Genomic DNA, 13,377 nt, shown 5'->3' on the forward strand with positions numbered 1-13,377 from the left:
AGCCGCATCGCCCCTGTTCGACGCCAAATTGAAGAACCTGATTGTCACCCTCGATCGCGCCGGCGAGTTCGACGAGATCATCGACGTGCGCACGCCGCTCGAGTTCGCCGAGGACCATATTCCCGGCGCGCTGAACGCGCCCGTGCTCAGTAACGAAGAACGCGTGCTCGTCGGCACGATGTACCGCCAGGTGTCGCCGTACGAGGCGACGCGCGTCGGCGCGGCGATCGTCGCGCGCAACATCGCGCGCCATCTCGACACGACGTTCGCCGACCGGCCGCGCAACTGGCGGCCGCTGATCTACTGCTGGCGCGGCGGCAAGCGCTCGGGCTCGATGACGACCTGGTTCAACCTGATCGGCTGGAAGGCGCGCCAGCTCGACGGCGGCTACAAGGCGTACCGCCAGTCGGTGTGCGCGACGCTCGATTCGCTGCCGACGCGCTTTCGTTACATCGCGCTCGTCGGCCATACGGGCTGCGGCAAGACGCGCCTGCTGAACGCGCTGCACGACGTGGGCGCGCAGACGCTCGATCTCGAGGCGCTCGCGTGCCATCGCGGTTCGCTGCTCGGCGCGCTGCCGGGCAAGCCGCAGCCGACGCAGAAGGGATTCGATTCGGGGCTCGTCGAAACGCTTGGACGTTTCGACCCCGAATGGCCGGTGTTCGTCGAATCGGAAAGCCGCAGGATCGGGCTCGTTCAGTTGCCGATCGCGCTGATCGAAGCGTTTCACGCAGGGCCGTGGGTGCATGTCGACGCGGCGCACGACGAGCGGATCGCGTTCCTTCTCGACGATTACGCGCACCTGTTCAACGAACCGGACGCGTTCAAGGCGCAGCTTCATCGGCTGATCGGCCTGCATAGCCGTGAACAGGTGACGCACTGGAATGCGCTGATCGACGCGAACGCGCGCGCCGACCTGTTCACCGAGCTGATCGACAAGCATTACGATCCCGCCTACGCACGGACCTACCGCGCGGCGTACAACAAGCCGAACCGGGCGTTGACGTTCACGTTCCGGCCCAACGCGGCCGACGTGCGCGACCAGGCGCGCACGCTGCTGGCCGAACTCGCGCAAACCGGGTTGCCCGCATCGGCCGCGCTTGCCGCAGGCGCGAAATCCGAAACCGACCAAGACCAATCGACGACCACACGATGACGACCACACGCGCCCAACCCAGTCCGGCCCTCGGCTGGATGACCTTCCTGCTGATCGCGGTCGCGGGACTGTTCTATGTGAAATGGTTTCCGTACTACAACAAGGCGTTCGTTGCCGCCGAGCACCATTCGATCGGCCAGTCGATCCTGATGGGCACGTCGGCGACCGCCCCCGAGCCGTCGCTGAAGGCCGCGCTCGACTACGCATGGGCGTACGGCAAGGCGATCTGGCAGGCGATGGTGCTCGGCCTGCTGCTCGGCTCGGCCGTGCAGGCGCTGCTGCCCGCACACTGGGTCGCGCGCGTGCTCGGCCGTACCGGGTTCGGCAGTGTGGCCGCGGGCGGCCTGCTGTCGCTGCCCGGAATGATGTGCACGTGCTGCGCGGCGCCGGTCGTCGCGGGCCTGCGTGCGCGCCATGCGTCGCCGGGCGGCGCGGTCGCGTTCTGGCTCGGCAACACGGTGCTGAATCCGGCCGCGCTGGTGTTCATGGGCTTCGTGCTCGGCTGGCACTGGAGCGCGCTGCGCCTCGTGCTGGGCATCGCGATGGTGTTCGGGATCGGCTATCTGCTGAACCGCATTGCGCGACCTGAAGACCGCAGCATCGACGATGCGCAGCTCGCCGCGCTGGCGGCCGAGCAGGCCGCGGCCGGCAATCCCTTCGTCCGCTGGATGAAGCTGCTCGCGCGCATGGCCGTGCGGCTCGTGCCCGAATACATCGTGCTCGTGCTGCTGCTCGGCGCCGCGCGCGCATGGCTGTTCCCGCATATCGGCCCGGACATTGGCAATCATCTGGGCTGGATCGTCGCATTCGCGGTCGCGGGCATGCTGTTCGTGATCCCGACTGCCGGCGAGGTGCCGATCATCCAGGCGATGCTGTCGCTCGGCATGGGCGTCGGTCCGGCCGCCGCGCTGCTGATGACGCTGCCGCCGATCAGCGTGCCGTCGCTCGCGATGCTCGCGCGTTCGTTCAAGCCGTACATGCTGGCGATCGTCGCGACGCTCGTCGTCGTGTTCGGGATCGTGAGCGGCTTGCTCGCGATCGCGTTCGGGTTCTGACGCGCGCCGGCCCGGTGCCATAGCCGTGTTCATATTCATCCGGCGCTGCCGCTTCACGCGTGCGGCGCCCTTTACAAGAAGCAAACAGGAAAACGCATGACCCAACCGAAGATCCATCCTCGACTCGAAAAGGCGCTGACGCGCGGCGATCTCGCGATCCGCCAGGCCAATTCCGCGCGGGCAACTGCCGTGCTGAACGCGCTCGGCACGATGATCATCGAAGCCTCTTCAACGATCGGCGTCGAAGCCAGCATCGACATTCCGCAGGGCGACCGCATTTACGATCCCGTCAACGGACTGTGGCCGCAGAAGATGCTGGTATCGTTCGACGGCCCGGTGGACGAAGCCGATGCGGACGAACTGCGTTCGGTCTATCTGGTGGCCGACGATCCGGGTACGCAGTTCCGCGTCGAATGGCATCGCGCGGACGGCAAGCTTGGTCGCCAGGAAGGCGGCCCGCTCGCGACCGTCGCGTTCCTGACCGACGTCGAGATCCCGTGGAGCGACGACGACGAGTAACGTCGTCGCATGAAGCCGGTGCCCGGTGCGCCGGCTGTCAGCGCATCATCCGCCGCCGGAACAGCCACGCGGACAGCAGGAATCCGCCGACCGCGTAGCCCGCGAGCACCGCGACGTGCAACGCGATGTCGGTGGCCGGCCGTCCGAGCATCGCGGGCCGGATCAGCTCGACCGCGTTCGCGAGCGGCAGCGCCTGCGCCGCGTGCTGCGCGACGGGCGGCAACTGCGTGATCGGGAAGAACACGCCCGACAGCAGCAGCATCGGCGTCAGCACGAGCGTCTGATAAAACATGAAGAAATCGTAGGACGGCGCAAGTGCCGTGACGATCATCGCGATGCTGGCAAACGCGAGGCCCGCGAGCGCGATCACGGGCAGCGCCGCGAGCATCGACGGAAACTGCGCATAGCCGAGCGCACTCGCGACCAGCATGATCGCGACCCCCGACAGCATCGCCTTGCTGGCGCCCCAGACGATTTCGCCGAGCACGATGTCGCCGAGCGCGAGCGGCGTATGCATGATCGCTTCCCACGTGCGCTGCACGTGCATCCGCGAGAAGCCCGAATACATCGACTCGAAGCTCGCGGACATCATCACGCTCGACCCGACCGTGCCGGCCGCCAGGAACGCGATATACGACACGCCGTCGACATGGCCGAGCATCAGGCCGAGCCCGAAACCCAGCCCGAACAGATAGATCATCGGATCGGCAAGATTGCCGAACATCGACGCGAGCGCGAGCTTGCGCCAGACGAGATAGTTGCGCCGCCAGACGGCAATCCAGTTCGTTGCGTTCGCGGGCATCGCGATCGCGAAGCGTGACTCGCGCGGCGGCGCGGACGGTGTGGCGGCGGAATAGTTGCGCACGTCCATGATCGATCAGTCCTGCATTTCGCGGCCCGTAAGCCGCAGGAACACATCCTCCAGATTGGCCGGGCGATGCAGATAGCGCAACCCCGTGCGACCCTTGAGTCGCGCGCTGAGCGGCTCCGCATCGCTGACGTAGCAGAACAGCGTCTCGCCGCTGATCTCGGTGTGCTTCGCAAATGCCGACAACTCGTCGCGCAGCGCGGCCGGATCCGGCCCGTAGATCTCGATCACGTCGCAGCCGATCTCCGATTCGATCAGTGCGTGCGGCGCGCCTTCGGCGATCTTGCGGCCTTCCTCGATCACGCACAGCCGATCGCACAGGCGTTCGGCTTCTTCCATGAAATGCGTGGTGATCAGGATCGTCTTGCCGCGTGCGAGCAGCGAGCGCAACCGCTCCCACATCAGGTGCCGCGCCTGCGGATCGAGGCCCGTCGTCGGCTCGTCGAGCACCAGCACGTCGGGATCGTTGACGAGCGCGCGGGCGAGCGTGAGGCGCCGCCGCATGCCGCCCGACAGTTCGCCGACCTTCGCATCGGCCTTGCTCTCGAGCTTCGCGAATTCGAGCAGCGGCTGCACGAGTGCGCGTGCGGCCTGCGCCGACATCCCGAAATAGCGGCTGAACACGAGCAGGTTCTCGCGGACAGTGAAGTCGGGGTCGAGATTGTCGAATTGCGGGACGACGCCGACGCGCTGGCGTGCATGCCGTGCACGCGATGGAACCGGTTCGCCACACAGGGAAATGGTGCCGGCATCGGGATGCGCGAGACCGAGCAGCATTTTCAGCGTGGTGGTCTTGCCGGCGCCGTTCGGCCCGAGCAGGCCGTAGCATTCGCCGGCCTGCACGTTGAAGGACAGGTCGTTGACGACGAGCTTGTCGCCATAGCGCTTTTCGACGTTGCGGAAATCGATCGGTGCGACGGACATGGGCATGTTGTCGTTGTAAGCGGGCGCGCCTGGCGGCCCGATGCGTGGCCGGTTGGCGAACGGATCGCGCGATTGCTTGTCACATGGGCATGACCGAAGCGCGCGACGCCGGCGTGTTGATGGCCCGCTGGAGTACGAACGGGCCATTCTAGTGCATCGGCTGCGTCTCTTCAGGGCATGCCTGCACGGTGCGATGCATGCGCGCACCGATCGTGCACTGCATCATCGCGCACGCGCCGAGCGGGGCGAATCAGCGTTTTCCATCCCTTGCGTCCTGAATTGCGGCGCACCATGATGAATGCGTAGGCTCGTTGTCGCGATAGGGAGGTTTCATGGCTAGCTACAACAAGATTTTGCTGTGTTACGACGGCACGCTCGAAGGGCGCAAGGCACTGCGCTGCGGTGCCAATCTCGCAATGGACCTGAAGGCCGAAACGCACTTGCTGTCGGTCGTCGACATGCGTTCGAGCATTGCGCAAAGCGCGGGTCTGCTGACCGATGTCGCGTGCGGACGGTTCGAGGAAACCGCGCGTGAAATCCTGCAGGAAGGCGTGAACTGGCTGCGTGAGCGCGGTGTACAGGCCGAGGGCCATTTCGCATTTGGCTATCCGATCGACGAAATCGCGAATCTCGCGACGGAACTGAAGGTTGACCTCGTCGTCGTCGGCCACCGCTGCCGCAGCGGGCTGTCGAGATGGTGGATGGGGTCGGGCAATACGCAACTGCTCGATCGCGTGAACTGCAGCATCCTGGTGGCGTGTTCGTCGGCACAGGAGCAGAAAGAAGAAATCGCCCGCGAGCGGGAAGCCGCCACGGCGAACGGCAAATGATCGAATGATTCGATGACGGCCTGACCGGCGATGCGCGCCGGTCAGGCGCCGTGCCGCATCAGTGGCACGGGTACCGCGCGGCCTGCTACGCGTGCAGGTCGATCGCGGACAATTTCCACGAGAATAGCCCGAAGCGGTGGAATACCGCCGCGTAGCGCGTGCCGTCGGCACTGCGCTGGTACGTCACGACGAATTCGTCGATATTCCGGTAGCCCGCGCTGGTTTGCTGCTGATGCGGCGCATGCGTTGCATCGTTCGCATTGGCCGGCGCGGCAGAGGCCGGAGCCGGTGATGACGCAGCCGCCGCGTCGTTGCCCGGAGCGACGGCGCTTGCCGGCGCCGGATTGGCCTGCGGTGTGGCCGGCGTATCCGTCGGTGCATTGCCTTGCGGCTGATTCGACCAGTCGGGCGGGCGCTCGCCCGGATTGCCGCGTGGCGGCAATCCACTCATCAGCGCGGCCACACCCTCCGGTGTTGCGTACGCATCGACCAGCGTGCCGACCAATGCGGACCCGATCAGCGCGCCGATGACTGCGAACGGATTGTTCTTCTTCACCGCGTCGATCCGGCGCATCAACTCTTCCGTGACCTGCTGCTTCAGGCTGATGCGCAGCGACGGGAAATCGACATATTCGCTGATGGCCTGCGCGTCGCGCGCGTCGATCGCCGATTTCAGGCGACCGAGCGCGACATACGGTGACGCGTACGCATAGCCGATCGCCGCCACGACGGCGATGGCCAGCACGACGATCAGCAGGGGCTTGAGCCGCCATGCGCGGCTCGAAGATCCAGTCACGTTGCCTCCGGTGCGGGGATGTTCCGCAATCAGAGACCGCCAGGCGTAGCCGATCGTTCCTCTGCGATGCAGCGGTCGATCATCCGGCATACAGCATCGATCGTACCGACCATGATCAGGCGCGAACGGCCGTGATAGACGCGCACCGGCGCGCGGCGCGCGGGTTCCGCGTGATTCAGGCCGGCGTTCAGCGATACCCGCGCGAACGCGGGGAGCGCCGACGGCAGCAGGGAGGCCTGCCGTTCGACTGCGACTTCTTCTTGCACGGGCGCGGCCGCGGAGAGCGGTGCGCAGGGCGTCCGGCCGCGCAGATGACGCAGGCGACCGAATTGACGGAAAGGCAGCAGGCGGGCAAGGCGTTCCATGATGTTCTCCTCAGCGAGACGGAATGTCAGAGTTCGCCCGAGCGGATCAGCCCGACGGCGATGCCTTCCAGCGCGAATTCCGCGCTGCCGGCCTTGACGAAGATGTTTTCGTAATCCGGGTTCTCCGCGATCAGCTCGAGACCGCCCGGCCGGCGCATCAGGCGCTTGACCGTGACGTCGTCGCCGAGACGCGCGACGATGATCTGGCCGTCCTTCGCTTCCGTGCGCTTCTGCACGGCGAGGAGGTCGCCGTCGAGAATGCCGGCGTCGCGCATCGACAGGCCGCGCACCTTCAACAGGTAGTCGGGCTTGCTCGTGAACAGCGCGGGATCGCATGCGTAGTGCTGCGAGATGTGCTCCTGCGCAAGGATCGGGCTACCGGCTGCGACGCGGCCGACGAGCGGCAGCGACAACTGCATCAGGCCGGCGTGCGGCAGCGTGAACTGGTGCGGGGCATCGTCGATGCCGAGCAGGCGGATGCCGCGCGACGCGCCGGCAGCCAGCTCGATCACGCCCTTGCGTGCCAGCGCACGCAGGTGCTCCTCGGCCGCATTCGGCGAGCTGAAGCCCAGTTCGGCCGCGATCTCGGCGCGGGTGGGCGGGAATCCGGAGCGCTCGATCGCGCGACGGATCAAGTCGAACACTTGCTGCTGACGGGCGGTGAGTTTGGTCATGGCTCAACTGTATGGATAGACAGTGAGCTGTATTTTTATACAGTACTTCGGGAATTTCAAGTGTTACTTGAGGTTCGACGCGATCACGCCGGTTCCGGCGTGATTTCGCGACGTCCGGACGGCGGTTTATCTGCCGCAACCGTCCATCCCGTCTGCGTTAGCACTTTTGAGTATTAAAAAATGAAGAACGATTATTTTTAATCATGTAACCCGTTCGTTAGACTGGCCCGACATCGCAATACCGACAACACTGGAGAACCAAGGATGGCGAAGCGCAATACGGGGCTGGTGGGCGGAGTGGGCCGCCTGATCGCAACACTCGCGCTGGGCGCGGCGGCGGCGCTGGGCGTCGCGACGCATGCCCAGGCCGATACGACGTTCCTGAACGTGTCGTACGACCCGACGCGCGAGCTGTATCAGGACTTCAACCAGGCGTTCGGCAAGGAGTGGAAGGCGAAGACGGGCGAGACCGTCAACTTCAAGCAGTCGCACGGCGGGTCCGGCGCGCAGGCGCGCTCGGTGCTCGACGGCCTGCAGGCCGACGTCGTCACGCTGGCGCTCGCGTACGACATCGACGCGCTCGCGAACAAGGGGCTTGTGAACAAGGACTGGCAGAAGCGCCTGCCCGACAACGCATCGCCGTACACGTCGACGATCGTGTTCCTGGTGCGCAAGGGCAATCCGAAGGGAATCAAGGACTGGGACGACCTGACCAAGCCGGGCATCTCGATCGTCACGCCGAATCCGAAGACCTCGGGCGGCGCACGCTGGAACTACCTGGCCGCATGGGCGTACGCCGTGCACAAGCCGGGCGGCAACGAGCAGACGGCCAAGGAATTCGTCACGAAGCTCTACAAGAACGCAGGCGTGCTGGATTCGGGCGCGCGAGGCGCGACGACGAGCTTCGTGCAGCGCGGGATCGGCGACGTGCTGATCGCATGGGAAAACGAGGCATTCCTGTCGGTGAAGGAATTCGGCACCGACAAGTTCGAGATCGTCGTGCCGTCCGTGAGCATCCTGGCCGAGCCGCCCGTCGCGGTCGTCGACAAGGTGGTCGACAAGAAGGGCACGCGCAAGCTGGCCGACGCGTACCTGAATTTCCTGTACAGCCCGCAGGGCCAGGAGATCGCGGCGCGCAACTACTACCGGCCGCGTTCGAAGAACGTGCCGGCGGAACTGACGAAGCAGTTCCCGAAGCTGAAGCTGTACACGGTCGACGACACGTTCGGCGGCTGGACGAATGCGCAGAAGACGCATTTCGCGGACGGCGGCGTGTTCGACTCGATCTACAAGCCGCAGTAACGCCATAACGACAGCGGCGCGCCACGCAGCGCGCCGCATCCCCGACGGCCTGCCGGCGCGATTCACTGCGCCGGCGTTTGCGTCGGACCCATGAGCAGCATCGACCCAGCAAGAGCATCCGATGACGACGTACACCTTTCGCAAGCCGAGCGCGCTGCCCGGTTTCGGCGTGACACTCGGCATCACGGTGGCCTATTTGAGCCTCGTGGTGCTGATCCCGCTCGCCGCCACGTTCCTGAAGACCGCGACGCTGTCGTGGGACCAGTTCGTCACCGCCGTCACGTCGCCGCGCGTGCTCGCGTCGTACCGGCTGACGTTCACGTCCGCACTTGGCGGCGCGCTGATCAACGCCGTGTTCGGCTTCCTCGTCGCGTGGGTGCTCGTGCGCTACACGTTCCCGTTCAAGCGCCTCGTCGATGCGATCGTCGACCTGCCGTTCGCGCTGCCGACGTCGGTCGCCGGCATCTCGCTCGCGGCCGTCTACGCGACCAACGGCTGGGTCGGCCAGTATCTCGCGCCGCTCGGCATCAAGATCGCGTTCACGCCGGCCGGTGTGCTGGTCGCGCTGACCTTCATCGGGCTGCCGTTCGTCGTGCGCACCGTGCAGCCGGTGCTCGAGGATTTCGAGCGCGAGCAGGAAGAAGCGGCAGCATGCCTCGGCGCATCGCGCTGGCTGACGTTCCGCCGCGTCGTGCTGCCGGCCGTGCTGCCGGCGCTCCTCACCGGTTTCGCGCTCGCGTTCGCGCGTGCGCTCGGCGAATACGGGTCGGTGATCTTCATCGCCGGCAACGTGCCGATGAAATCCGAGATCACGTCGCTGCTGATCATCACGAAGCTCGAGCAGTACGACTACGCGGGCGCGACCGCGCTGGCGGTCGTGATGCTGGTCGTGTCGTTCCTGATGCTGCTGCTGATCAACACGCTGCAATGGTATTTGCAGCGCCGCACGAGCAAGGGCGCCAGCGGCCCCGCGCCCGCCGCCGTCACCGCCGTCGCAGCAGGAGGCCAGCAATGAGCCAGGAGGCCACCGTCGTGCTGAAAACCCCGTCGCCGGCCGTGCGCGCCACGAAACGGCTCGACCCCGTCAGCGAGTCGCGCGTCGTGCGCTGGCTGCTCACGGGCATCGCGCTGGCGTTCCTCGCGTTCTTCCTCGTCGTGCCGCTCGCCGCGGTGTTCGTCGAGGCGCTGCGCAAGGGCGTCGGCTTCTATCTCGAATCGCTGGCCGATCCCGATGCGTGGTCGGCGATCAAGCTGACGCTGACCGTCGCGGTGATCGCCGTGCCGCTGAACCTCGTGTTCGGCGTGTGCGCGTCGTGGGCGATCGCGAAGTTCGAATTCCGCGGCAAGGCGCTGCTGACGACGCTGATCGACCTGCCGTTCTCGGTGTCGCCCGTGATCTCGGGCCTCGTGTACGTGCTGCTGTTCGGCGCGCAGGGCTGGCTCGGGCCGTGGCTGCAGGACCACGACGTGCAGATCATCTTCGCGGTGCCGGGCATCGTGCTCGCGACCATCTTCGTCACGTTCCCGTTCGTCGCGCGCGAGCTGATCCCGCTGATGCAGGCGCAAGGCACCGACGAGGAGGAAGCCGCGCGTGTGCTCGGCGCGTCGGGCTGGCAGATCTTCCGGCGCGTGACGCTGCCGAACGTGAGGTGGGGCCTGCTGTACGGCGTGATCCTGTGCAACGCGCGCGCGATGGGCGAGTTCGGCGCAGTGTCGGTCGTGTCGGGCCACATCCGCGGCGTGACCGACACGATGCCGCTGCACGTCGAGATCCTGTACAACGAATACAACTTCGCGGCGGCGTTCGCGGTGGCGTCGGTGCTGGCGCTGCTCGCGCTCGTGACGCTCGCGCTGAAGCTGATCGCCGAGCGTCATCTCGCCGCCGAACTGGCCGGCGCGAGCGACACCGTTCCCGCACATGCCGGCCCCGTCGCCGCCGTTTCGTCGAAATCGTAAAGAGGCAACCAGAATGGGTATCACCGTCCGTAACCTTCAGAAGCGCTTCGGCGATTTCACCGCGCTCGACAACGTATCGCTCGACTTTCCGCCGGGCGAACTGGTTGCACTGCTCGGGCCGTCCGGCTGCGGCAAGACCACGCTGCTGCGCGTGATCGCGGGCCTCGAGCACGCGGACGCCGGCCAGGTCGTGCTGCAGGGGCTCGATGTCGCGTCGGTCGGCGCGCGCGATCGCCAGGTCGGCTTCGTGTTCCAGCACTACGCGCTGTTCCGCCACATGACGGTATTCGAGAACGTCGCATTCGGGCTGCGCGTGAAGCCGCGCCGCGAGCGGCCGTCGGAGGCGGCGATTCGCGACAAGGTGCATGAATTGCTGAAGCTCGTGCAGCTCGACTGGCTCGCGCAGCGCTATCCGTCCGAGCTGTCGGGCGGCCAGCGCCAGCGCATCGCGCTGGCCCGCGCGCTCGCGGTCGAGCCGAAGGTGCTGCTGCTCGACGAGCCGTTCGGCGCGCTCGACGCGAAGGTCCGCAAGGAGTTGCGCGGCTGGCTGCGCCGGCTGCACGACGACCTGCACATCTCGACGATCTTCGTCACGCACGACCAGGAGGAGGCGCTGGAAGTCGCGGACCGCATCGTCGTGCTGAATCGCGGCCACGTCGAGCAGGTCGGCAGCCCGCAGGACGTCTACGATCATCCGCAAAGCGCGTTCGTGTACGAGTTTCTCGGCGCGGCGAACCGGCTGCCGGGCACAGTGGCCGGGCGCGGCTTCGTCGCCGAGGGCGCGGCTGCGCCGATCGAGGTCGACGCCGATTTCGCGGGCCCCGCGAACGCCTACGTGCGACCGCACGACCTGCAGCTGTGGCCGGCGGGCGAAGGGCACCGCGACGGCATCGCGGTGGACGTGCGCCGCGTGATTCCGCTCGGCGGGTCGGTGCGTGTGGAGCTCGAGGCACGCGCGGGCGGTGCGCTCGAGGCCGAACTCGATCGCGATGCATGGCGGGCGCTGTCGTTGCAGGTCGGCGACGGTGCGACGGCCGTGCCGCGCGCGGTGCGTGTGTTTCCCGCGCGTTGACGAGAAAATGCAGGGCAGGGGGCGGAATACGCTCCGAATCGACAATCAAACAACGACAGCCTAAGAGGCATACCCATGAATTTTCAGCAATTGCGGTTCGTGCGCGAAGCGGTGCGCCAGAACATGAACCTGACGGAAGTCGCGAACGTGCTGTACACGTCGCAGTCGGGCGTGTCGAAGCAGATCAAGGATCTCGAGGATGAACTGGGCGTCGACATCTTCATCCGGCGCGGCAAGCGGTTGACGGGCCTGACGGAGCCCGGCAAGGCCGTGCACCAGCTGATCGAGCGGATGCTGCTCGATGCCGAGAACCTGCGCCGTGTCGCGCGCCAGTTCGCCGACCAGGACAGCGGCCACCTCGTCGTCGCGACGACGCACACGCAGGCGCGCTACGCGCTGCCGAAGGTGATCCGGCAGTTCACCGACGTGTTCCCGAAGGTGCATCTGGCGCTGCGCCAGGGCAGCCCGCAGCAGATCGCGCAGATGATCCTGAACGGCGAAGCCGATCTCGGCATCTCGACCGAGGCGCTCGACCGCTACCCGGACATCGTCACGTTCCCGTGCTATTCGTGGCACCACACGGTCGTCGTGCCGAAGGGGCACCCGCTCGTCGGCCGCGAGAACCTGACGCTCGAGGAAATCTCCGAGTACCCGATCATCACGTACGACCAGGACTTCACGGGCCGCTCGCACATCGACCAGGCGTTCACGCAGGCGGGCGCGGTGCCGGACGTCGTGCTGACCGCAATCGATGCGGACGTGATCAAGACCTACGTCGAGCTCGGGATGGGGATCGGCGTGGTCGCCGCGATGGCCTACGATCCGCAGCGCGACACGGGGCTCGTCGCGCTCGATACGCAGCACCTGTTCGAGGCGAGCACGACGCGCGTCGGTCTGCGCAAGGGCGCGTTCCTGCGCGCGTATGCGTACCGGCTGATCGAGATGTTCGCGCCGCACCTGAACGAAGCGGAAATCGCGGGGCTGTTGCGCGAAGCCGTTTGACGGTTGCGCGCCGTCCGGGCAGTCGCCCCGGATGGCGCGACGTGCGCGCATCGCGTCGTACACCGGGCGGCAGCAGCGGAACGGCTGCCGTCACGGTTGCATGATTCATCGGACCATCGGTTGCGGATGCTGCTCCCGCCCGGTTCTTCGCCATGAGCGGCGATCGACACGCGTTCTCGTGCCAACAGAACAACAAGACGGCACAGGTGAACGCTTCGATCCGGTGCCGGCCATCCAGGCCGGGCCATGTTTCGGAAGATATGATTCAATGCGCGTGCATTGTCTGATGGCGGGTGTTCACGCCGCACGACGAAGAGGCGAACAATGAATCTGAAGTGGTTTCTCTTTTCCTTCAAAGGCCGGACCGAGCGCCTGCCGTGGTGGATCTACACGCTGGTTTCCGGGTTGATCGGCGTGTTCTTCGACGCGGGTTCGCGCGGTTCGTCGAACGACGATCTGCCGCTGGTGGTGGTGCTTGTCGCGGTCGCGATCGCCGTCGTCGCGACGTGGTCGTGGCTGGCGGTCACCGTGAAGCGGCTACACGACATCGACAAGTCGGGGTGGTGGATGCTGCTGCTGTTCGTGCCGATCGTCGGTGCGATCGCGTTGTTCGTGATGAACGGTTTCATCGCCGGTACGCCGCATGCGAACCGCTTCGGCGAGCCGCCGGCGATCGACGAAGACGAACCCGCGTCGCAGGATCCGGCGTGATGTGTGGCGTCGTCGCGACTGTCGCATTTGCGCGTCGCGCGGCACGATCTGGCACTCCGAATAAACCCTTAAATATTGATCAGACAGGTTGCGCGTCGAAGCGAATCGGTACAGCATTGCTTTCACTCCGCCGGCGTCCCGCCGGCG

General features: G+C 66.1%; 15 protein-coding genes. 10 read left to right on the forward strand and 5 right to left on the reverse strand.

Annotation, left to right across the window (positions count from 1 at the left end):
• Positions 1-28: 28 nt before the first annotated feature.
• From mnmH to KEC55_RS08005, 3 genes are all read left to right on the forward strand, one after another.
• Complete coding sequence (gene mnmH / locus KEC55_RS07995; protein ID WP_282507431.1) at positions 29-1,156, forward strand: tRNA 2-selenouridine(34) synthase MnmH; 1,128 nt, start codon at positions 29-31, stop codon at positions 1,154-1,156.
• A complete protein-coding gene (locus KEC55_RS08000) occupies positions 1,153-2,211 on the forward strand; it encodes a permease (RefSeq protein WP_282507432.1) in 1,059 nt (352 codons plus the stop codon). The genes mnmH and KEC55_RS08000 overlap by 4 nt, the downstream gene beginning before the upstream one ends.
• A gap of 96 nt (positions 2,212-2,307) precedes the next feature.
• Positions 2,308-2,730, forward strand: a complete 423-nt coding sequence (locus tag KEC55_RS08005; protein WP_176048109.1) for a hypothetical protein — start codon at positions 2,308-2,310, stop codon at positions 2,728-2,730.
• Between the two features lie 37 nt (positions 2,731-2,767).
• Here the strand turns inward: KEC55_RS08005 and KEC55_RS08010 are convergent, their stop codons facing one another.
• Positions 2,768-3,601, reverse strand: a complete 834-nt coding sequence (locus KEC55_RS08010; protein ID WP_176048108.1) for an ABC transporter permease — start codon at positions 3,599-3,601, stop codon at positions 2,768-2,770.
• A 6-nt stretch (positions 3,602-3,607) separates the two neighbouring features.
• Positions 3,608-4,522, reverse strand: a complete 915-nt coding sequence (gene nodI / locus KEC55_RS08015; protein ID WP_282507433.1) for a nodulation factor ABC transporter ATP-binding protein NodI — start codon at positions 4,520-4,522, stop codon at positions 3,608-3,610.
• Positions 4,523-4,854: 332 nt separating this feature from the next.
• Between nodI and KEC55_RS08020 the strand changes: the two genes are divergently transcribed.
• A complete protein-coding gene (locus KEC55_RS08020; RefSeq protein ID WP_166964207.1) occupies positions 4,855-5,352 on the forward strand; it encodes a universal stress protein in 498 nt (165 codons plus the stop codon).
• An 85-nt stretch (positions 5,353-5,437) separates the two neighbouring features.
• Here KEC55_RS08020 and KEC55_RS08025 read toward each other — a convergent pair whose 3' ends face one another.
• The 3 genes from KEC55_RS08025 to lexA are packed head-to-tail and all read right to left on the reverse strand — an operon-like array spanning position 5,438 to position 7,187.
• Positions 5,438-6,148 (reverse strand): DUF2939 domain-containing protein, encoded by a 711-nt coding sequence (locus KEC55_RS08025; protein ID WP_282507434.1) that lies wholly within the window; start codon positions 6,146-6,148, stop codon positions 5,438-5,440.
• A gap of 29 nt (positions 6,149-6,177) precedes the next feature.
• A complete protein-coding gene (locus KEC55_RS08030) occupies positions 6,178-6,513 on the reverse strand; it encodes a hypothetical protein (protein WP_006476078.1) in 336 nt (111 codons plus the stop codon).
• Between the two features lie 26 nt (positions 6,514-6,539).
• Positions 6,540-7,187 carry a transcriptional repressor LexA gene (gene lexA, locus KEC55_RS08035; protein ID WP_006754655.1) on the reverse strand — a complete coding sequence of 216 codons (648 nt, stop codon included), beginning with the start codon at positions 7,185-7,187 and terminating at the stop codon, positions 6,540-6,542.
• A gap of 264 nt (positions 7,188-7,451) precedes the next feature.
• On the opposite strand from lexA, the gene KEC55_RS08040 reads away from it, so the two are divergent.
• From KEC55_RS08040 to KEC55_RS08065, 6 genes are all read left to right on the forward strand, one after another.
• Positions 7,452-8,489, forward strand: a complete 1,038-nt coding sequence (locus KEC55_RS08040) for a sulfate ABC transporter substrate-binding protein (RefSeq protein ID WP_059234392.1) — start codon at positions 7,452-7,454, stop codon at positions 8,487-8,489.
• A 121-nt stretch (positions 8,490-8,610) separates the two neighbouring features.
• Positions 8,611-9,504: a sulfate ABC transporter permease subunit CysT gene (cysT, locus tag KEC55_RS08045; protein WP_176048105.1), complete on the forward strand. Its 894-nt coding sequence runs from the start codon at positions 8,611-8,613 to the stop codon at positions 9,502-9,504.
• Positions 9,501-10,445, forward strand: coding sequence for a sulfate ABC transporter permease subunit CysW (cysW, locus tag KEC55_RS08050; protein ID WP_282507435.1), 945 nt, complete (start codon positions 9,501-9,503; stop codon positions 10,443-10,445). Before cysT ends, cysW begins: the two co-directional genes overlap by 4 nt.
• 13 nt (positions 10,446-10,458) lie before the next feature.
• Positions 10,459-11,517, forward strand: coding sequence for a sulfate/molybdate ABC transporter ATP-binding protein (locus tag KEC55_RS08055; protein WP_047900604.1), 1,059 nt, complete (start codon positions 10,459-10,461; stop codon positions 11,515-11,517).
• Positions 11,518-11,592: 75 nt separating this feature from the next.
• Positions 11,593-12,519 carry a CysB family HTH-type transcriptional regulator gene (locus KEC55_RS08060; RefSeq protein ID WP_174969162.1) on the forward strand — a complete coding sequence of 309 codons (927 nt, stop codon included), beginning with the start codon at positions 11,593-11,595 and terminating at the stop codon, positions 12,517-12,519.
• Positions 12,520-12,843: 324 nt separating this feature from the next.
• The gene (locus tag KEC55_RS08065) at positions 12,844-13,230 is read left to right on the forward strand and encodes a DUF805 domain-containing protein (RefSeq protein ID WP_282507436.1); all 387 of its coding nucleotides are present in this window, start codon (positions 12,844-12,846) and stop codon (positions 13,228-13,230) included.
• Positions 13,231-13,377: the final 147 nt, after the last annotated feature.

The sequence above is a fragment of the Burkholderia cepacia genome (assembly GCF_029962485.1).
In the GTDB taxonomy this organism is placed as follows: Bacteria; Pseudomonadota; Gammaproteobacteria; order Burkholderiales; family Burkholderiaceae; genus Burkholderia.